Source organism: Cupriavidus gilardii (genome assembly GCF_008801915.1).
Taxonomy (GTDB): domain Bacteria; phylum Pseudomonadota; class Gammaproteobacteria; order Burkholderiales; family Burkholderiaceae; genus Cupriavidus; species Cupriavidus gilardii.
This window is the reverse complement of sequence record NZ_VZOV01000020.1, coordinates 48855-66100: the sequence shown is the minus strand read 5'-3', so window position 1 is coordinate 66100 and position 17246 is coordinate 48855. Positions and strand designations below refer to the sequence as shown.

Sequence of the window (17246 nt, the reverse complement as noted above, 5' to 3'; positions counted from 1 at the left end):
GCCTTGCTTCAGAGGCGATGCAGAATCACTTCGATTACGAAGCGGCTGCCGACATAGGCCAGCAGCAGGATGCAAAACGAGGCGATGACCCAGCGCAGCGCGACGCGGCCACGCCAGCCGTAGAACCGCCGGCCGGCCAGGATGCCGGCGAACATTACCCACGAGACCAGCGCGAACACGGTCTTGTGGTCGAAGCGGAAGACCCGCCCGAACAGCTCCTCGGAGAACAGCAGCCCCGAGGCGATCGTCAGCGTCAGCAGCACGAAGCCGGCCGCGATCAGCCGGAACAGCAGCTTCTCCAGCGTCAGCAGCGGCGGCAGCAGGTCGAGCCAGCGGCCCAGCCAGCCGGCCTGCTGCGGCGCGCCGGCCGCCATCGCGCCGCCCGGCACGTGTACGCCGTGGCCGCGGTTGAAACCATGCAGCCGGCGCTCGACCAGCAGCATCAGGAAGGCGTGGAAGGCCGCCAGCGTGAACAGCCCGTACGCGACGTTGGCGATGATGAAATGCAGCTTGAACAGCGGCCGGGCGGCATAGCCGAGGATCTGCGCGCCGGGGAAGGCGAGCGGCATCAGGCTGGCCAGCATCGCCACCGGGATCACGACCAGCCCCAGTCCGGCCAGCGAGAAGAAGAAGCTCTCGATCCAGTAGATGCCGACGCCCAGCCACAGCATCGCCGACAGCGCGAAGGCAAAGCCGAACACCATGCGGTCGGCCGGAAAGATCGTCTCGTGCAGCAGCATGCCGTGGCTGGCGAGCACCGCGACCATCAGCAGATGCCACCAGGCCGGCTGCCCTTCCGCGCTGCCGCCCGGCGCGGGGCCCGGCACCAGCACCATCGAGCCCGGCTGGCCGCCCAGGATCGGACCGCCCGCCGGACCGCCGACAGGTCCACCGGCCGTCGTGGCGGCCAGTCCGGCGTGGCGCGTCGCCCAGCCGTGATAGGCCAGCGCGCAATAGAGGAGTGCCGTCAGGGCATACAGTACAATCGCCATTCGCGCAGTTTACCCTAGCGCCTGTTACGGTGACCGACGGCGGTGACCGACCGCGGTGACCGGCGGCAATGACCCGCGGCGGCAAGGCGGATGGCGGCGCCGCGATGGACGCCCGGCGGACCCGCGCGGTCGGCCTCGCCCGCACGCCACGGTCCGCGCCGCACGGTCGATGACCGGTCGGCCATCGGCCGGCGACAGGCCGGCGACAGGCCGACAAACGCGGCGGCGCGCCGCAACCCTACAAAGCCCACCTCCGGATTTCTGCCATGCTGGACAATCTCACTCAACGCCTGGCGCGGGTCGTCAAGACCATGCGCGGCGAGGCACGCCTGACCGAAGCCAACACCGCCGAGATGTTGCGGGAGGTTCGCCTGGCCATGCTGGAGGCCGACGTCGCGCTGCCGGTGGTGCGCGAGTTCGTGGCCCGCGTCAAGGAAAAGGCGCTGGGCGAGGAAGTGGTCGGCAGCCTCACGCCGGGCCAGGCCCTGGTCGGCGTGGTGCAACGCGAACTGACCGCGGTGATCGGCGGTGAGGAAGCCGTCTCGGCCGACGGTACGCCCGGCAAGGCGGCCGAGCTGAACCTGGCGGTGCAGCCGCCGGCGATCATCCTGATGGCCGGCCTGCAGGGCGCGGGCAAGACCACCACGGTCGGCAAGCTCGCCAAATGGCTGAAGGAAAACAAGAAGAAGAAAGTGCTGACGGTCTCGTGCGACGTCTACCGCCCCGCCGCGATCGCGCAGCTCAAGACCGTGTCGGACCAGGTCGGCGCCGACTTCTTCCCGTCGCAGCCGGACCAGAAGCCGGTCGACATCGCCCGCGCGGCGCTCGACTGGGCCCGCAAGCACTATCACGACGTGCTGATCGTCGACACGGCCGGCCGGCTCGGCATCGACGAGGCGATGATGCAGGAGATCGCCGCGCTGCACGCCGCGCTCAAGCCGGCGGAAACGCTGTTCGTGGTCGACGCGATGCTGGGCCAGGACGCGGTCAACACCGCCAAGGCCTTCAACGACACGCTGCCGCTGACCGGCGTCGTGCTGACCAAGCTCGACGGCGATGCGCGCGGCGGCGCCGCGCTGTCGGTGCGGCACGTGACCGGCCGCCCGATCAAGTTCGTCGGCGTCGGCGAGAAGCTCGACGGCCTCGAGGCCTTCTACCCCGACCGCATGGCCCAGCGCATCCTGGGCATGGGCGACATCCTCGCGCTGGTCGAGGAGGCGCAGCGCGGCGTCGACATGGAAGCGGCCGAGAAACTGGCCAAGAAGATCAAGAAGACCGGCGGCTTCGACCTCGAGGACTTCAAGGCCCAGATCGGCCAGATGAAGAAGATGGGCGGCCTCGGCAGCCTGGTCGACAAGCTGCCCGCGCAATTCGCCCAGCAGGCCCAGGGCGCCAATATGGATCAGGCCGAGAAGCAGGTGCGCCGCATGGAAGGCATCATCAACAGCATGACGCCGGCCGAGCGCGCCAAGCCCGAACTGATCAAGGCCAGCCGCAAGCGCCGCATCGCCGCGGGCGCGGGCGTGCCGGTGCAGGAAGTGAACCGCCTGCTCAATCAATTCGACCAGATGCAGAGCATGATGAAGAAGCTCAAGGGCGGCGGCATGGCCAAGATGATGCGCTCGATGGGCGCGATGAAGGGCGGCATGAAGGGCCTGTTCAACCGCTGATCCGCCGCATCGAACCTGCCCGCAAGAGAACACCAGAATCAGGACCGAACACCATGATGACTGCCGAACAGGCTCGCGAACTGTGGGCCAACTCCGAGGAAATCGTCAGCGCGCAGGACGTGCAGCAATCGCTGGACCGCATGGCGCGCGAGATCGCCGACAAGATGGGAGACCGCTTCCCGCTGGTGCTGTCGGTGATGGGCGGCGCCGTGGTGTTCACCGGCATGCTGCTGCCCAAGCTCGAATTCCCGCTCGAGTTCGACTACATCCACCTGTCCCGCTACAACAACAAGACGGTCGGCGGCGAGATGCAATGGCGCGTGGCGCCGCGCGAGTCGGTCAAGGACCGGACCGTGCTGGTGCTCGACGACATCCTCGACGAGGGCGAGACCATGGCGGCGATCCGCCAGCGCATCCTGGACATGGGTGCGCGGGAGTTCTACGCCGCGGTGCTGTGCGAAAAGACGCTGGCCAAGGCCAAGCCAATGCACCCCGACTTCTGCGGCTTCACGGTGCCCGACCGTTATGTATTCGGCTGCGGCATGGATGCCAAGGGCTACTGGCGCAACCTCGGCACCATCCGCGCGCTGAAGGACTGAGGCACCCGCTTTTCGTGCCCGATCCTCCTCGGCCCGGCCGGACGCGCTTTCAGTGTCCGGCCGCCAGGATCGGCCACAGCGAGCCGAGCAGCAGCAGCGCCATCGTCACGTTGAACACGCGCAGCACGCGCGGCCTCGCCAGCCAGCGGCGCAGCGACGCGCCGAACACCGCCCACACCGCCACGCTTGGCAGATTGATGATCGCCGACAGGCTGGCCAGCAGCAGCACGTTGAGCCAGACATTCGGATGCAGCACATAGGCGCTGCACGCGCCCACCGCCATCACCCAGGCCTTCGGATTGACCCACTGGAACGCGGCCGCCTGCAGGAAGCTCATCGGCCTGGTCACCTGCCGGTCCTGCACGCCGCCGGCGGTGGCCAGCTTCCAGGCGAGGTAAACCAGGTACGCGGTGGCCGCCACGCGCAGCAGCGGCCAGGTCCACGGCACGGCGGTAAACAGCGAGCCCAGGCCGAGCGCGATCAGCGCGATCATCACGGCGAAGCCGCTGCTGATGCCGAGCAGATGGGGAATGGTGCGCGCGAAACCGAAATTGACGCCGGAGGCCAGCACCATCGTGTTGTTCGGTCCGGGCGTGATCGACGACACCAGCACGAAGCCGCCGAACGCGGCAAACACGGCAGAGCCCGCCGCCAGTTCCGACAGTGCCATGGCAACTCCTTGAATACAGGGGAAGCGGCAGTCTAGCGCGGCGGCCCTATACAGTACCGGTACAGATTCACCGGTAAAGCCCGGCACAGTGCTGCTTGCCGGTTCGGCACAGATGGGGGGCGGCTCGGCGCAGCGCGAAGCCAGACGCCGCCGACCGGCGGCGGGTCAGCCTTCCCCGCGATACGGCGCCTCGCGCAGCCACTTGGTGGCGATCCACTTCTCCCCCTGCTCGACCGGCAGCCCGGCGTGCAGCGTGCGTTCGTCGAGCGCGCCGTCCTCGCCGAGATAGGCGAAGAACACCGCATTGCCCTGTACCGGATTGACGCGCAAACCCAGTTTCGGAAACGCGGTCGCGCCGCCGGCCGGGACGTCGTTCAGGTAGATCACCAGCGTCGCCATCCGCTGCCCGCCGACGCGCAACTGGCGCGCCTCGCCCGGGCGCTGCGGATTGAAGTAGTCGTAGTGCGGCTGGTACTCGGCGCCGGGCTTGTAGTTCAGGATCTGCAGTCCTTCCCCTTGCTCGACCGGCACACCGGTCACCGCGGCGATGCGCGCCTCGAGCCGCTCGATCAGCGGATGCTCGCCGACCTGGAACATCGCGCCCATGCTGGTGCGCGCATCGATCAGGTTCTCGTCGCCGGTATCGGGATTGACCACGGGCGAGCGCGCCAGCCGGCCCCGGGACAGCGCGATCAGCGCCTCGCATTCGTCCGGCATCAGCAGCCGCTGGAACAGCGCGATGCGCGGCGATTCCATCGCGAACAGCACCGGCACGTCGCGGCCATCGCCGGCGGGCAGCGCGTTGGGGGCCGTGATCGCCGCGGCCGCGGGGGCCGCACCGTCGCGCGCGGCGCTCGTCGTGAGATCCGTGGCGGCCTTCGGCCTGGCGCCCGGCGATGGCGAATGCCCCGGCCTTGCGCCGCGCTCCCCGGATCCGGCAAGGGCCGCCTGCACCGTGGCGCGGGCGAAGGCCGCGTCGTAGCCGGACTGGCACATCGACCGCACCAGCGCGTCGGCGCCGAAGCCTTGCGCGATATGCCGGGCCAGCCAGCGTTCCAGTTCGGGCGACGAGGTGGCGTAGCCGGCCTTGCCGGCCTGCGGATGCGGGCGGGAGGTCATGACGGATCGGACAGGCGGGTGGATGGGAACGCGGCAGGGGCGGCAGGGGCGGCAGTGTTCGCCACCGTCACCGCGGCCTCGGCCTCTTGCCAGCGCCTCCATGCGGCCAGCACCGCGTTCGGGTATTCGGCGCGGCCCCGGCTGCCGTTGTAGCGGCCGAGCGCGAGGAACAGGTCGCCGGACTCGCGGTCCAGGTAGTGGCGCAGGATCGTGCAGCCGTAGCGCAGATTGCTCTGCAGATGGAACAGCTTGCGCGCGTCGCCGTCGCCGATGGTGCGCGCCCAGAACGGCATCACCTGCATCAGGCCGCGCGCGCCCGCCGTGCTGATCGCGTACTTGCGGAAGTTGCTCTCGACCTGGATCAGCCCCAGCACCAGCGCCGGCTCGAGTCCGGCCCGCCTGGCTTCGTAGTAGACGGCCTCGACCAGCTCGGTGCGGAGCGGCGGCTCGGGAATGCGCCGCTCGAGGCGGCGCGACATCTCGGCGACCCAGCGCAGATAGGCCTCGCGCTCGCCGGCGGAGACAAACACCGGCCGGGCGGGACGCGCGTCGGCAATCGCCGCGGCCAGCGCGCCGCGCACGGCGTCGGCCAGCTGCTCCTCGCGCTGGGCGCCGGCGTGCGCGGGCGGCGCGGTCAGCAACGCCAGCGCGGACAGCAGCGCCGCGATGGCGGCGCATCGCGGCGTGAGCATGGCGTCAGCTGGCCAGCAGCTTGCGGACATGCCCGACGATGTCGGCCACCGCCACGCGGCTCGCCTCGGCGTCGCGCCGGCCCTGGTACTCGACCTGGCCTTCCTTCAGGCCGCGGTCGCCGACCACCACGCGATGCGGCACGCCGATCAGTTCCCAGTCGGCGAACATCACGCCGGGGCGCTCGCCGCGGTCGTCCAGGATCGCGTCGACGCCGGCCGCCAGCAACTCGGCATGGATGCGGTCGGCCTCGGCCTTGACCGCTTCCGAGCGGTCGTAGCCGACCGGACACACCACCACCTCGAACGGCGCGATCGCCGCGGGCCAGATGATGCCGCGCTCGTCGTAGTTCTGCTCGATCGCCGCGCCGACGATGCGGGTCACGCCGATGCCGTAGCAGCCCATCTGCATCGGCTGGGTCTTGCCGTTCTCGTCGAGGAAGGTCGCGTTCATCGCCGCCGAATAGCGCGTGCCGAGCATGAACACATGGCCGACCTCGATGCCGCGGCAGATCGCCAGCCGCCCCTTGCCGTCGGGCGAGGCGTCGCCTTCGACCACGTTGCGCAGGTCCGCCACGAGCGGCTCGGGCAGGTCCCGGCCCCAGTTGACGCCGGTCAGGTGATAGTCGCGCTCGTTGGCGCCGCAGACGAAGTCGCTCATGTTGGCCACGGTGCGGTCGGCCACCACGCGGATCGGCGCCTTGGCACCGATCGGGCCCAGATAGCCGGGCGGCGTGCCGAAGGTGGCGACGATCTCCGCCTCGGTGGCGAAGCGGAACTCGGCCAGGCCCGGCACCTTCGACGCCTTGATCTCGTTCAGATCGTGGTCGCCGCGCAGCAGCAGCAGCCAGATCTGCGCGGGCTCGCCGGCAGGGCCCTCGGTCGCCAGCACGATCGACTTGACGGTGCGTTCCAGCGGGATGCCCAGCAGCTCGGCGACGTCCTCGCACTTGGCCTTGCCCGGCGTCGGCGTGCGCGTCAGCGCCTCGCGCGCGGGCGCGCGTTCGGCCAGCAGCGGCAGCGCCTCGGCGGCCTCCATGTTCGCGGCGTAGTCAGACTCGGGGCAGTAGACGATCGCATCCTCGCCGGTGTCGGCGATCACGTGGAACTCGTGCGAGCCCGAGCCGCCGATCGCGCCGTTGTCGGCCGCCACCGCGCGGAACTCCAGGCCGAAGCGCTGGAAGATGCGGATATAGGCGTCGTACATCTGGCGGTACGACACCTTCATGCCTTCCTCGTCGCGGTCGAACGAATAGGCGTCCTTCATCGTGAACTCGCGCCCGCGCATGATGCCGAAGCGCGGCCGGCGCTCGTCGCGGAACTTGGTCTGGATCTGGTACAGGTTCAGCGGCAGCTGCTTGTAGCTGCGGATCTCGGTGCGGACGATGTCGGTGACGACCTCCTCCGAAGTGGGCTGCAGCACGAAGTCGCGCTCATGGCGATCCTTCAGGCGCAGCAGCTCCGGGCCCATCTTGTCCCAGCGGCCGGTCTCCTGCCACAGCTCGGCCGGCTGCACGAACGGCATCAGCAGTTCGACGGCGCCGGCGCGGTTCATCTCCTCACGGACGATCCGCTCGATCTTGCGGATCACGCGCAGGCCGGTTGGCATATAGCTATAGATGCCGGCACCCAGCTTCTTGATCATGCCGGCGCGCATCATTAGCTTGTGCGAGACGATCTCCGCGTCGGCGGGGGCTTCCTTGAGAGTGGAAATGAAGAATTGCGAAGCTTTCATCCGTGGCTTTCGGTTGGGACAGCAGGTTGGGACGGCGCACGCGGCGCGGATCGATGGGAAAAGGGCAAGGGGTGCGACAGGGTCGAGGACAGCGTCGGAAAACGCCGCCAGGAACACGGTCGCGACACGGTGTCTGGGCCGGCGAAAGGCGCCTGAAACGGCGCATTTCGTCGGGGAAAACCAGCACGCTGGACCGGTCCGGACGGACCCCGCGCTTCCTTTATAATCGACGTAATTCTAAAGGATTCGAGGTGCAGTCATGCTCGATCGTGAAGGCTTCCGCCCGAACGTCGGCATCATCCTCATCAACGCACGGAACGAGGTGTTCTGGGGCAAGCGAATCGGCGAACATTCTTGGCAGTTTCCCCAAGGCGGCATCAAATACGGCGAGACGCCGGAACAGGCGATGTACCGCGAACTGCATGAAGAGGTCGGACTGCTGCCCGAGCACGTCAGGATCGTCGGTCGCACGCGCGACTGGCTGCGTTACGAGGTGCCGGACAAGTTCATACGCCGCGAGATTCGCGGGCATTACAAGGGGCAGAAACAGATCTGGTTCCTGCTGCGGATGGCGGCGCGCGATTGCGATATCTGCCTGCGCGCCACCGACCACCCGGAATTCGACGCCTGGCGCTGGAGCCAGTACTGGGTGCCGCTCGATGCGGTGATCGAATTCAAGCGCGAGGTCTACCAGATGGCGCTGACGGAGCTGTCGCGCTTTCTGCATCGCGGCCAGCGGGCGCCGCTCAGTCCCTACGGCAACCACCATGCCGGGACCCACGGCAACGCCGGCCGCGCCGGCGGCCAGCGCGCGGGCCGGCAAGCCCCGGGCAATACGCCGGCCGCCAGCCAGCCGTCCCCTACCCTGACGCAGCCGGAAGCGCCGGTCTGCGTGCAAACGCGGAGCACTGATGACTAAACCCGCCGGCTTCGGCCGACGCCACACCGGCAGCGCGACCCTCAACGGTCTGGCTGCCGGGCTTGCCACGCTGTTCGCGGTCGCCCTGGTGAGCGCCTGTTCGACCAGCACCGAGACGCCCAAGCGCGCCGCCCAGCTCGAAGCGGAGGAGGCCGAGGAACCGGTCTTCCTGCTCGACCGGCTCGCCTCCAAGGGCTTCCAGGAGGCCGCGACCAAGCTGCCGCCGCCGCCGGCCGACGCCGATCTGCTGCCGTTTGACGTCAGCACCACGGGGCGCCTGTCGTTCGCGGTGGACGCCAAGTCGATCCTGGTCGGCGAGGACGGCGCGGTGCGCTACACCGCGGTGATCACCAGCCCGACCGGCGTGCGCAACATCAGCTACGAAGGGGTGCGCTGCGACGTGTTCCAGCGCAAGCTGTTCGCCACCATGCCGCCCGGCAGCAAGACCTGGGTGCCGAACCAGAGCGCGGGCGCCGAGCAATGGCGGACGATGAGCACCAGCGTGCGCAACAGCTATGCGGCGACGCTGGCGTCCGAATATCTTTGCGACGGCCGCGCGGTGGCGGGCAAGACCGAGGACATCGTGCGCGCGATCCGCGACGGCGTGGCCCGGCAGGGCGCGTACCAGTAAGGGGTATCGACAGACTACGATGAAGGCCGGCGGCGGCGGATTGCCATCGCCGGCCTTCTTGCGTCCGCTCAGACGAGTACGAGGTTGTCCCGGTGGATCAGCTCGGGCTCGTTCAGATGGCCGAGCACCGCTTCGATTTCCGACGACGGCTTGCGCGCGATCAGCCGCGCCTCCGCGCTCGAATAGTTGGTCAGGCCGCGTGCCACCTCGCGCCCCTGCGCATCGACGCAGGCGATGACCTCGCCGCGCGCGAACTCGCCCTGCACTTCCACCACGCCGATCGGCAGCAGCGACTTGCCGCCCGCGGTCAGCTTGTCGACCGCGCCGGCATCGATGACGACGCGCCCACGCAGCTGCAGATGGTCGGCCATCCATTGCTTGCGCGCGGTCAGCCGCCCGGTCGGCGCCAGCAGCTGCGTGCCGATCGCCTCGCCGCCGGCCAGACGCGCGAGCACGTCGGCCTCGCGTCCGGACGCGATCACCGTATGGGCGCCCGACTTGGCCGCGCGCTTGGCCGCCAGGATCTTGGTCAGCATGCCGCCGCGGCCGATCGCGGTGCCGGCGCCGCCGGCCATCGCCTCGAGCTGCGGCGTGCCGGCCAGCGCCTCGTGCACGAACTCGGCGGCCGGATCCTTGCGCGGATCGGCGGTGTACAGGCCGCGCTGGTCGGTCAGGATCACCAGCGCATCGCCCTCGATCAGGTTGGTGACCAGCGCGCCCAGCGTATCGTTGTCGCCGAACTTGATTTCGTCGGTGACGACCGTGTCGTTCTCGTTGATGATCGGCACCACGCCCAGGCCGAGCAGCGTCAGCAGCGTCGAGCGCGCATTCAGGTAGCGCTCGCGGTCGGCCAGGTCGGCATGGGTCAGCAGCACCTGCGCGGTGCGGATGCCATAGCGGCCGAACTGGCTCTCGTAGACCTGGGCCAACCCCATCTGGCCGACCGCGGCCGCGGCCTGCAACTCATGAATCTCGCGCGGACGGCGCACCCATCCCAGCCGCTGCATGCCCTCGGCGATCGCGCCCGAGCTGACCAGCACGACTTCCTTGCCGGCGGTACGCAGCCTGGCGATCTGCGCCGCCCAGCGGGCGATGGCATCGTGGTCCAGCCCCTTGCCGTCGTTGGTGACGAGGCTCGATCCGACCTTGACGACGATGCGCCGGGCCTGCGCGATGACCGATTGGGTGGGCAACTGTGTCTCCTGAAGTAGGGTCGTGCCGGGCAAAGATCCGGGACAGAATTCCGGCGAGGCGATCAGCCTTGTCGTTCGTCGCGATCGACGTTGTGCAGCCGCTCGTCCAGACGCACGTCCGGCTCGGCCAGCGCCGCGGCCTCCTCGGCCTTCAGCGCGGCCAGATGGTCCTTGATCGCGTAGACCAGCTCGCGGCAGCCCTCGCCGGTCAGCGCCGAGATGCGGAACACCGGTCCCTTCCACTTGTAGCGCTTGATGAAGTCCTTGACGCGCGCCTCGCGCTCGTCCTCGGGAACCATGTCGAGCTTGTTCAGCACCAGCCAGCGCGGCTTCTCGTACAGCTCGGCATCGTACTTCTTCAGCTCGTTGACGATGGCGCGCGCCTCGGCGACCGGATCGACCGATTCGTCGAACGGTGCCAGATCGACGATATGCAGCAGCAGCCCGGTGCGCTGCAGATGGCGCAGGAACTGATGTCCCAGCCCGGCGCCCTCGGCGGCGCCTTCGATCAGCCCCGGAATATCGGCGATCACGAACGATTGCTCGTGGTCGACCCGTACCACGCCGAGATTCGGATGCAGCGTGGTGAACGGATAGTCCGCGACCTTGGGCCGCGCATTGGACACGTGCGAGATGAAGGTCGACTTGCCCGCATTGGGCATGCCCAGCAGGCCGACGTCGGCCAGCACCTTCAGTTCGAGCTTCAGCATGCGGCGCTCGCCCGGCTTGCCGTCGACCTGCTGGCGCGGCGCACGGTTGGTACTGGACTTGAAATGCAGATTGCCCCAGCCGCCCATGCCGCCCTCGGCCAGGCACACCTTCTGGCCGTGCTCGGTCAGATCGGCGATGACCTCGCCGCTGTCCATGTCGGTGATCAGCGTACCGACCGGCATGCGCAGGGTCACGTCGTCGCCGGCCGCGCCGTAGCAGTCGGAGCCGCGGCCGTTTTCGCCATTGCGGGCGACATGCTTCTTGGCGTAGCGGAAATCGATCAGCGTGTTGATGTTGCGATCGGCCACCGCGTAGACGCTGCCGCCACGGCCGCCATCGCCGCCGTCCGGCCCGCCGAACGGCACAAACTTCTCGCGCCGGAACGACGCGCTGCCATTGCCCCCATTGCCGGCAATGACTTCGATTCGGGCTTCGTCGATGAACTTCATGATGGTGATCCGTGCTGGAGCGTGCCGCGTCGAAAGACCTTGTCAGGCGCTGCCGGCGGCGGGCGACGTTCGACATTGTCGCCAGAAAAGAAAAAGCCCCGCAAGGGTTGCGGGGCCTTCGTGCTGCAAGGCAGTGGTCAGGCTGCCGGAACGACGCTGACCTGCTGCTTCTTGGCAGCGCCCTTGACGGCGAACTTCACGTGGCCGTCAACCAGGGCGAAGAGGGTGTGGTCCTTGCCCACGCCGACGTTCTCGCCGGCATGCACACGGGTACCGCGCTGGCGGACGATGATGCCGCCGGCGTTGATGGCCTGGCCACCAAACACCTTCACGCCCAGACGCTTCGATTCGGAATCGCGGCCGTTCCGTGTGGAACCGCCGCCTTTTTTCTGTGCCATGACTTAGCTCCTGTCGCTTTACCTGGATGTCACCGATTTGCTCTCGTTGCGGTCCGCGGGGACTCAGGCAACGATCGCTTCGATGCGCAGTTCGGTGTAATTCTGGCGATGGCCTTGGCGCTTCTGGTAATGCTTGCGACGGCGCATCTTGAAGATCTTCACCTTGTCGTGACGACCCTGGGAGATAACGGTAGCTTTGACGGAAGCCCCGCTGACCAGCGGCGTACCAAACTTGATCTGGTCGCCAGCGCCCACTGCGAGCACTTGGTCGAGCGTGATTTCTGCGCCAATGTCTGCCGGTATCTGTTCTACTTTCAGTTTTTCGCCAGCAGCAACCTTGTATTGCTTGCCGCCGGTTTTTACGACCGCGTACATTGTCGAACCTCTCGATGTGAATAAACGCCCAAAAGCCAGCGCTGGCGCGGCTTCGCGGCTAGGCGAAGCGGCCATGCAACGCGCTTTCGGCCCGGTTATCTCCCGCCGGCACGGACGCAACAACAGCAGTTCAGCCGGAGGAAACTCGGCATTCTATACGAGCAGCGGGAAAAGTGCAAAGAAAACAAACACATAGGCCCGCAGAGACGGGCAGCGCACTTAATGCAGTGGCCCCTCAGGTCGCCTCGGCGAGCAGAAATCCGGCCAGCGCGGCGAACGCGACCCACCACGCGAGGCGGCGGAAGGGGCGGCGGCCATGGCCATCGGGAGCGGCGGGCTTGTTCATGGCGGCATTATAGGCGCCGGTCCCGCCCCGGCCCGCAAGCCGGTATCCGCCGGCGAACGCGCCGCGCGATCGCGCGCACGAGGTGCCATCCGGGCCATCTGGACACGGCCATCGCATATAATCGCTCGTTCTGCGTAACGGTGATCATCTTGTCCGAGTCTTCCGCTTCTGCCTTGCTCGCTCCGGTCGCTGCCGACATGCGCGCCGTCGATGCAGTCATCCGGCAGCGCCTGTCTTCCGAAGTGCCCCTGATCGAACAGATCGGCGAATACATCATCGGCGCGGGCGGCAAGCGCCTGCGCCCCGTGATCCTGCTGCTGTCCGCACGCGCGCTGGGCTATGACGGACATCGCCATCACGAACTGGCCGCGGTGGTGGAATTCATCCACACCGCCACGCTGCTGCACGACGACGTGGTCGACGAATCCGAGCTGCGGCGCGGCCGCCAGACCGCCAACGCGGTGTTCGGCAATGCCGCCAGCGTGCTGGTCGGCGACTTTCTCTATTCGCGCGCGTTCCAGATGATGGTCGACGCCGGCAGCATGCGCATCATGCAGATCCTGTCGGACGCGACCAACGTGATCGCCGAGGGCGAGGTGCTACAGCTGCTGAACATGCACGACCCCGACGTCACGGTGGAGCGCTATCTGCAGGTGATCCGCTACAAGACCGCCAAGCTGTTCGAGGCCTCGGCCCAGCTTGGCGCGGTGCTGGCGGGTGCCGACGCGGCGATGGAAGAGGCGGCCGCCGAATACGGCCGCCGCATCGGCACCGCCTTCCAGCTGATCGACGACATGCTCGACTACACCGCCAGCGCCGAACAGATGGGCAAGAACGCCGGCGACGACCTGCGCGAGGGCAAGCCGACGCTGCCGCTGCTGCATCTGATGGAGCATGGCAGCGCCGAGCAACGCGCGCTGGCGCGCGAGGCGATCGTCCAGGGCGGCACCGAACACTTCGACGCGGTGTTCTCGGCCATCCATCAATGCGGGGCCCTGGATGCGACCTTCGAGGCCGCAAAACGCGAGGCCGATGCGGCCGAACGCGCGGCAATGCAATTTCCCTCTTCACAACTGAAGGAAACGCTGATAAAGTTATGTGCTTTCTCGCTGCAACGTCAGTCCTGACGCGGCGGGGAACAGAAAACGGGGTGTAGCTTAGCCTGGTAGAGCGCTACGTTCGGGACGTAGAGGCCGGAGGTTCGAATCCTCTCACCCCGACCAGTTTTTCCGAAAGGGCCGTGCAGCGATGCACGGCCCTTTTGTTTTGGTCCGTTCGTTTAAGTCTTCTTGCTTTGGCCGTCCCCGCCATTTGAGACTGGGCGCATTCCCGTTCCCGCCGGCGCATCGCACACTGGGCCACTCCCGCACTGCGTCCCGCCCGCCATGATCGCCATGACCGCCCCGTCCGATGCGCCGATCGAATACGACCCCGCCATGCCATCGGTCGACGACGCGCCGGTCGTGCGCTTCGTCCAGACGCTGCTGGCCGAGGCCTGCCGGCGCGGCGCCTCGGACCTGCACTTCGAGCCGTACGAAGGCTTCTATCGCGTGCGCTTTCGCATCGATGGGCAGCTGCACGAGGTCGCCCGTCCGCCGCTGGACATTCGCGATCGCATCGCGACGCGGATCAAGGTGCTGGCGCGGCTGGACATCGCCGAGAAGCGTGTACCGCAGGATGGCCGCATGCGGTTCGTGGTGCCGCGGCGCGACGGCGAGGCGACGCCTGACGGGGCCGCCGGCCGCGCGGTCGATCTGCGCGTATCGACGCTGCCGACGCTGTTCGGCGAAAAGATCGTGCTGCGCATGCTGGCCGCGTCCAGTGTGCGGCTCGATATGGACAGCCTCGGCCTCGAGCCGACGCAGCTGGCCGTGCTGCTCGAGCGGCTGCGCCGTCCGCACGGCATGGTGCTGGTCACCGGTCCGACCGGCAGCGGCAAGACCGTTTCGCTGTACGCCCTCCTGAATCTGCTGAACCAGCACGAGCGCAATATCTCGACGGCCGAGGACCCGGCCGAGATCCAGCTGGCCGGCATCAACCAGGTCAATATCCACGACAAGATTGGCCTGAACTTCCCCACCGTGCTGCGAGCGTTGCTGCGGCAGGACCCGGACGTGATCATGGTCGGCGAGATCCGCGATGCCGAAACCGCCGATGTCGCGGTCAAGGCGGCGCAGACCGGCCATCTGGTACTGTCGACGCTGCACACCAACGATGCGCCGGGCACGCTGACACGGCTCGCGCAGCTTGGCGTCGCGCCCTTTCACCTGGCCGCCAGCGTGCTGGTGATCACCGCGCAGCGGCTGGCCCGCATGCTGTGCGCCTGCAAACGTCCGGTCCCGGTGCCGCTGTCCGCGCTGCGCGAGGCCGGTTTCGCGGACACCTTGCTCGACGGCGACTGGCAGCCCTGCCAGCCGGTCGGCTGCGCCGCGTGCCGCGGCAGCGGTTATCGCGGGCGCTGCGGCATCCATCAGGTGATGCCGGTCTCCGACGCGATGCAGAACATCATCCTGTCGCGGGGCAGTGCCCGTGCGCTGGCCCAGCAGGCGCGCCGCGAGGGCGTGCTATCGTTGCGCGAGGCGGGGCTGCTCAAGGTCAGGGCGGGCACGACCTCGCTGGCCGAGGTGCTGGCGACGACCAATCCATAACGACAATCCATCACGAAGATCGACCGAACGATCATGCCATCCGGGTCCACCATGGCGGCGCCGGCACCGCGCGCCGCCGTCCGCCTCAGGGCCATGGCGCGCGTCATCGCGCCACCCCGATTCCATGCCGAGGACATCGCGCGCTTCACCCGCCAGCTGTCGACGCTGCTGGGCGCCAGCGTGCCGCTGCTGCCGGCGCTGGACATCATCGCGCGCGGCCATGGCGACCCGGCGTGGCGCCGCCTGCTGGCGCAATTGCGCGCCGACATCGAGGGCGGCAGCGGCCTGGCGCAGGCCATGCGCCGCCATCCCCGCACGTTCGACGCGCTGTACTGCAGCCTGGTCGAAGCCGGCGAGCACAGCGGCGCGCTCGGCGGCATGCTCGACAGGCTGTGCGTCCATCAGCAACAGGAGATCGCGCTGCGTGGCCAGGTACGCGCCGCGCTGCGCTATCCGCTGGTGGTGCTGGCGGTCGCCGCCGCCGTGACGACGATCCTGATGCTGTTCGTCATTCCCGCCTTCAAGCAGGTCTTCGTCGGCTTCGGCGCCGGCGCCGAACTGCCCGGACCCACGCAATTCGTGATCGCGGTGTCGGATGGCCTGGTTGCCAACTGGCAGCTGCTGTTGTTGCTGCCGCCGCTGGCGTGGCTGGCCCTGCGGCATGCGCTGCGGCGCTCGGCTGCGCTGCGCCATGCGCGCGATCGCGCGGTGCTGCGGTTGCCGCTGGCCGGTCCGCTGCTGCGCAAGGCGGCGGTGGCACGCTGGACGCGCACGCTGGCGACGCTGTCCGCCGCGGGCACGCCGCTGGTCGAGGCCATGGCGCTGGTCGCGGGAGCCGCCGGCAATCGTGTGTACCGCGATGCCACGCGGCAGATCGAACGCGCGGTGCGTTGCGGCGCCAGCCTGGCGACGGCAATGCGCGCCAGTGCCGCGTTCGACCCGATGGCGCTGCAGATGACGCGCATCGGCGAGGAATCGGGCGCGCTCGACACGATGCTGCTCCATGTCGCGCAATGCTGCGAGCGCGAGGTCGACGAGGGCGTCGCCGCGGTCGCCGGCATGGTCGAGCCGCTGATCGTCGTGGTGCTGGGCGTGCTGATCGGCGCGCTGGTGATCGCGATGTATCTGCCGATCTTCAAGCTGGCCCAGGTGGTCTGAGATGCAAGGCTTCCTGTCGAACTGGAACGCGGCCATGCCCGCCGGTACCTGGACCATTGCCGCACTGGCCGCGCTGCCGCCGTGGTTCCTGCTGGGCGCGGCCGCGCTGCTCGGTCTGGTGGTCGGCAGCTTCCTCAACGTGGTGGTGCATCGGCTGCCGCGCATGATGGAACGCGAGGAGGCGAACTATCTGGCGGCGCTGCGCCACGAGCCCGTGCCCTACCCCGATCGCTACGACCTCGTGGTGCCGCGCTCGTCGTGCCCGCACTGCGGCCATGCGATCGCCCCGTGGGAGAACATCCCCGTGCTCGGCTATCTGTTGCTGCGCGGCCGCTGCTCGGCCTGCGGCAAGCCGATCGGCCTGCGCTATCCCGCCGTCGAGCTGATCAGCGCGGCACTGTGCGCGCTGGCGGCCTGGCATTTCGGGCCCACCTGGCAGGCGCTGGCCGCGCTGGTGCTGATCTGGTCGCTGCTGTCGCTGGCGCTGATCGATGCCGACACGCAACTGCTGCCGGATCAGATCACGCAGCCGCTGCTGTGGCTCGGCCTGCTGCTGAACCTGACCGGCCTGTTCGCGCCGATCGGCGATGCGGTGATTGGCGCGGCCGCCGGCTATCTGCTGTTGTGGACCACCTATTGGCTGTTCAAGCTGCTGCGCGGCAAGGAGGGCATGGGCTATGGCGACTTCAAGCTGATGGCCGCGCTCGGCGGCTGGTTCGGCTGGCAGGCGCTGCCTGCGCTGGTGCTGGTGTCCTCGGTGGTGGGACTGGTGTACGGTCTTGCCAAGATCGCACTGCGCCGCCACGATCGCGATACGCCGTTCCCGTTCGGGCCGTTCATTGCCGGCGCCGGACTGCTGGTGCTGTTCGCCGGTGCCGACTGGCTGCTGCCGTCATTGGCGCCGGACATTGCCATCGAAGCGGGCGCGATGCAGACCCACTGAC

Annotated in this window: 17 protein-coding genes and 1 tRNA gene; 9 read left to right on the top strand and 9 right to left on the bottom strand. The window is 68.2% G+C overall.

Going from position 1 to position 17246, the window contains the following annotated elements:
- Positions 1 to 8 precede the first annotated feature (8 nt).
- Positions 9 to 992, bottom strand: coding sequence for a cytochrome C assembly family protein (locus F7Q96_RS20530; protein WP_053822548.1), 984 nt, complete (start codon positions 990 to 992; stop codon positions 9 to 11).
- Positions 993 to 1258: 266 nt separating this feature from the next.
- On the opposite strand from F7Q96_RS20530, the gene ffh reads away from it, so the two are divergent.
- Positions 1259 to 2662 (top strand): signal recognition particle protein, encoded by a 1404-nt coding sequence (ffh, locus tag F7Q96_RS20525; RefSeq protein ID WP_053822549.1) that lies wholly within the window; start codon positions 1259 to 1261, stop codon positions 2660 to 2662.
- Between the two features lie 53 nt (positions 2663 to 2715).
- A complete protein-coding gene (locus F7Q96_RS20520; protein WP_053822550.1) occupies positions 2716 to 3261 on the top strand; it encodes a hypoxanthine-guanine phosphoribosyltransferase in 546 nt (181 codons plus the stop codon).
- Between the two features lie 49 nt (positions 3262 to 3310).
- Here the strand turns inward: F7Q96_RS20520 and F7Q96_RS20515 are convergent, their stop codons facing one another.
- The 4 genes from F7Q96_RS20515 to F7Q96_RS20500 form a co-directional block, all read right to left on the bottom strand.
- Positions 3311 to 3931, bottom strand: a complete 621-nt coding sequence (locus F7Q96_RS20515) for a LysE family translocator (protein WP_053822551.1) — start codon at positions 3929 to 3931, stop codon at positions 3311 to 3313.
- Positions 3932 to 4096: 165 nt separating this feature from the next.
- Positions 4097 to 5050, bottom strand: a complete 954-nt coding sequence (locus F7Q96_RS20510) for a 2OG-Fe(II) oxygenase (RefSeq protein ID WP_151023208.1) — start codon at positions 5048 to 5050, stop codon at positions 4097 to 4099.
- Complete coding sequence (locus F7Q96_RS20505) at positions 5047 to 5742, bottom strand: lytic transglycosylase domain-containing protein (RefSeq protein ID WP_144425836.1); 696 nt, start codon at positions 5740 to 5742, stop codon at positions 5047 to 5049. The genes F7Q96_RS20510 and F7Q96_RS20505 overlap by 4 nt, the downstream gene beginning before the upstream one ends.
- A 4-nt stretch (positions 5743 to 5746) precedes the next feature.
- Positions 5747 to 7474 (bottom strand): proline--tRNA ligase, encoded by a 1728-nt coding sequence (locus F7Q96_RS20500; protein ID WP_053822553.1) that lies wholly within the window; start codon positions 7472 to 7474, stop codon positions 5747 to 5749.
- 259 nt (positions 7475 to 7733) lie between these two features.
- On the opposite strand from F7Q96_RS20500, the gene F7Q96_RS20495 reads away from it, so the two are divergent.
- Positions 7734 to 8393, top strand: coding sequence for an RNA pyrophosphohydrolase (locus F7Q96_RS20495; protein ID WP_151023206.1), 660 nt, complete (start codon positions 7734 to 7736; stop codon positions 8391 to 8393).
- Positions 8386 to 9024, top strand: a complete 639-nt coding sequence (locus F7Q96_RS20490) for a CNP1-like family protein (protein WP_226994765.1) — start codon at positions 8386 to 8388, stop codon at positions 9022 to 9024. The genes F7Q96_RS20495 and F7Q96_RS20490 overlap by 8 nt, the downstream gene beginning before the upstream one ends.
- Positions 9025 to 9092: 68 nt before the next feature.
- On the opposite strand, the gene proB is transcribed toward F7Q96_RS20490, so the two are convergent.
- The 4 genes from proB to rplU all read right to left on the bottom strand — a co-directional run bounded on the left by proB (position 9093) and on the right by rplU (position 12150).
- The gene (gene proB, locus F7Q96_RS20485; RefSeq protein WP_053822554.1) at positions 9093 to 10217 is read right to left on the bottom strand and encodes a glutamate 5-kinase; all 1125 of its coding nucleotides are present in this window, start codon (positions 10215 to 10217) and stop codon (positions 9093 to 9095) included.
- Between the two features lie 62 nt (positions 10218 to 10279).
- Entirely contained in the window at positions 10280 to 11377 is a 1098-nt protein-coding gene (gene obgE / locus F7Q96_RS20480; protein ID WP_053822555.1) for a GTPase ObgE, read from the bottom strand.
- 137 nt (positions 11378 to 11514) lie between these two features.
- Positions 11515 to 11775 (bottom strand): 50S ribosomal protein L27, encoded by a 261-nt coding sequence (rpmA, locus tag F7Q96_RS20475; protein WP_053822556.1) that lies wholly within the window; start codon positions 11773 to 11775, stop codon positions 11515 to 11517.
- Between the two features lie 63 nt (positions 11776 to 11838).
- Positions 11839 to 12150, bottom strand: coding sequence for a 50S ribosomal protein L21 (gene rplU, locus F7Q96_RS20470; protein WP_006576525.1), 312 nt, complete (start codon positions 12148 to 12150; stop codon positions 11839 to 11841).
- A gap of 543 nt (positions 12151 to 12693) precedes the next feature.
- Between rplU and ispB the strand changes: the two genes are divergently transcribed.
- The 5 genes from ispB (at position 12694) to F7Q96_RS20445 (ending at position 17245) form a co-directional block, all read left to right on the top strand.
- Positions 12694 to 13623 (top strand): octaprenyl diphosphate synthase, encoded by a 930-nt coding sequence (ispB, locus tag F7Q96_RS20465; protein ID WP_053822557.1) that lies wholly within the window; start codon positions 12694 to 12696, stop codon positions 13621 to 13623.
- A 19-nt stretch (positions 13624 to 13642) separates the two neighbouring features.
- A tRNA-Pro gene (locus tag F7Q96_RS20460) sits at positions 13643 to 13719 on the top strand.
- A 102-nt stretch (positions 13720 to 13821) separates the two neighbouring features.
- On the top strand, positions 13822 to 15144 hold the full coding sequence (locus F7Q96_RS20455; RefSeq protein ID WP_390885701.1) for a GspE/PulE family protein: 1323 nt from the start codon (positions 13822 to 13824) through the stop codon (positions 15142 to 15144).
- Between the two features lie 33 nt (positions 15145 to 15177).
- Positions 15178 to 16302 (top strand): type II secretion system F family protein, encoded by a 1125-nt coding sequence (locus tag F7Q96_RS20450; protein WP_082371553.1) that lies wholly within the window; start codon positions 15178 to 15180, stop codon positions 16300 to 16302.
- Between the two features lies 1 nt (position 16303).
- Positions 16304 to 17245 (top strand): prepilin peptidase, encoded by a 942-nt coding sequence (locus F7Q96_RS20445; protein WP_269465299.1) that lies wholly within the window; start codon positions 16304 to 16306, stop codon positions 17243 to 17245.
- Position 17246 lies beyond the last annotated feature (1 nt).

Bases quoted from the DNA above. Each gene is read 5' to 3' on its own strand.
- F7Q96_RS20515 (WP_053822551.1), bottom strand. From the start codon at position 3,931: ATGGCACTGTCGGAACTGGCGGCGGGCTCTGCCGTGTTTGCCGCGTTC.
- F7Q96_RS20505 (WP_144425836.1), bottom strand. From the start codon at position 5,742: ATGCTCACGCCGCGATGCGCCGCCATCGCGGCGCTGCTGTCCGCGCTG.
- F7Q96_RS20490 (WP_226994765.1), top strand. From the start codon at position 8,386: ATGACTAAACCCGCCGGCTTCGGCCGACGCCACACCGGCAGCGCGACC.
- F7Q96_RS20495 (WP_151023206.1), top strand. From the start codon at position 7,734: ATGCTCGATCGTGAAGGCTTCCGCCCGAACGTCGGCATCATCCTCATC.
- F7Q96_RS20500 (WP_053822553.1), bottom strand. From the start codon at position 7,474: ATGAAAGCTTCGCAATTCTTCATTTCCACTCTCAAGGAAGCCCCCGCC.
- F7Q96_RS20450 (WP_082371553.1), top strand. From the start codon at position 15,178: ATGCCATCCGGGTCCACCATGGCGGCGCCGGCACCGCGCGCCGCCGTC.
- ispB (WP_053822557.1), top strand. From the start codon at position 12,694: ATGCGCGCCGTCGATGCAGTCATCCGGCAGCGCCTGTCTTCCGAAGTG.
- obgE (WP_053822555.1), bottom strand. From the start codon at position 11,377: ATGAAGTTCATCGACGAAGCCCGAATCGAAGTCATTGCCGGCAATGGG.
- rplU (WP_006576525.1), bottom strand. From the start codon at position 12,150: ATGTACGCGGTCGTAAAAACCGGCGGCAAGCAATACAAGGTTGCTGCT.
- ffh (WP_053822549.1), top strand. From the start codon at position 1,259: ATGCTGGACAATCTCACTCAACGCCTGGCGCGGGTCGTCAAGACCATG.
- F7Q96_RS20510 (WP_151023208.1), bottom strand. From the start codon at position 5,050: ATGACCTCCCGCCCGCATCCGCAGGCCGGCAAGGCCGGCTACGCCACC.
- F7Q96_RS20445 (WP_269465299.1), top strand. From the start codon at position 16,304: ATGCAAGGCTTCCTGTCGAACTGGAACGCGGCCATGCCCGCCGGTACC.
- F7Q96_RS20520 (WP_053822550.1), top strand. From the start codon at position 2,716: ATGATGACTGCCGAACAGGCTCGCGAACTGTGGGCCAACTCCGAGGAA.
- rpmA (WP_053822556.1), bottom strand. From the start codon at position 11,775: ATGGCACAGAAAAAAGGCGGCGGTTCCACACGGAACGGCCGCGATTCC.
- F7Q96_RS20530 (WP_053822548.1), bottom strand. From the start codon at position 992: ATGGCGATTGTACTGTATGCCCTGACGGCACTCCTCTATTGCGCGCTG.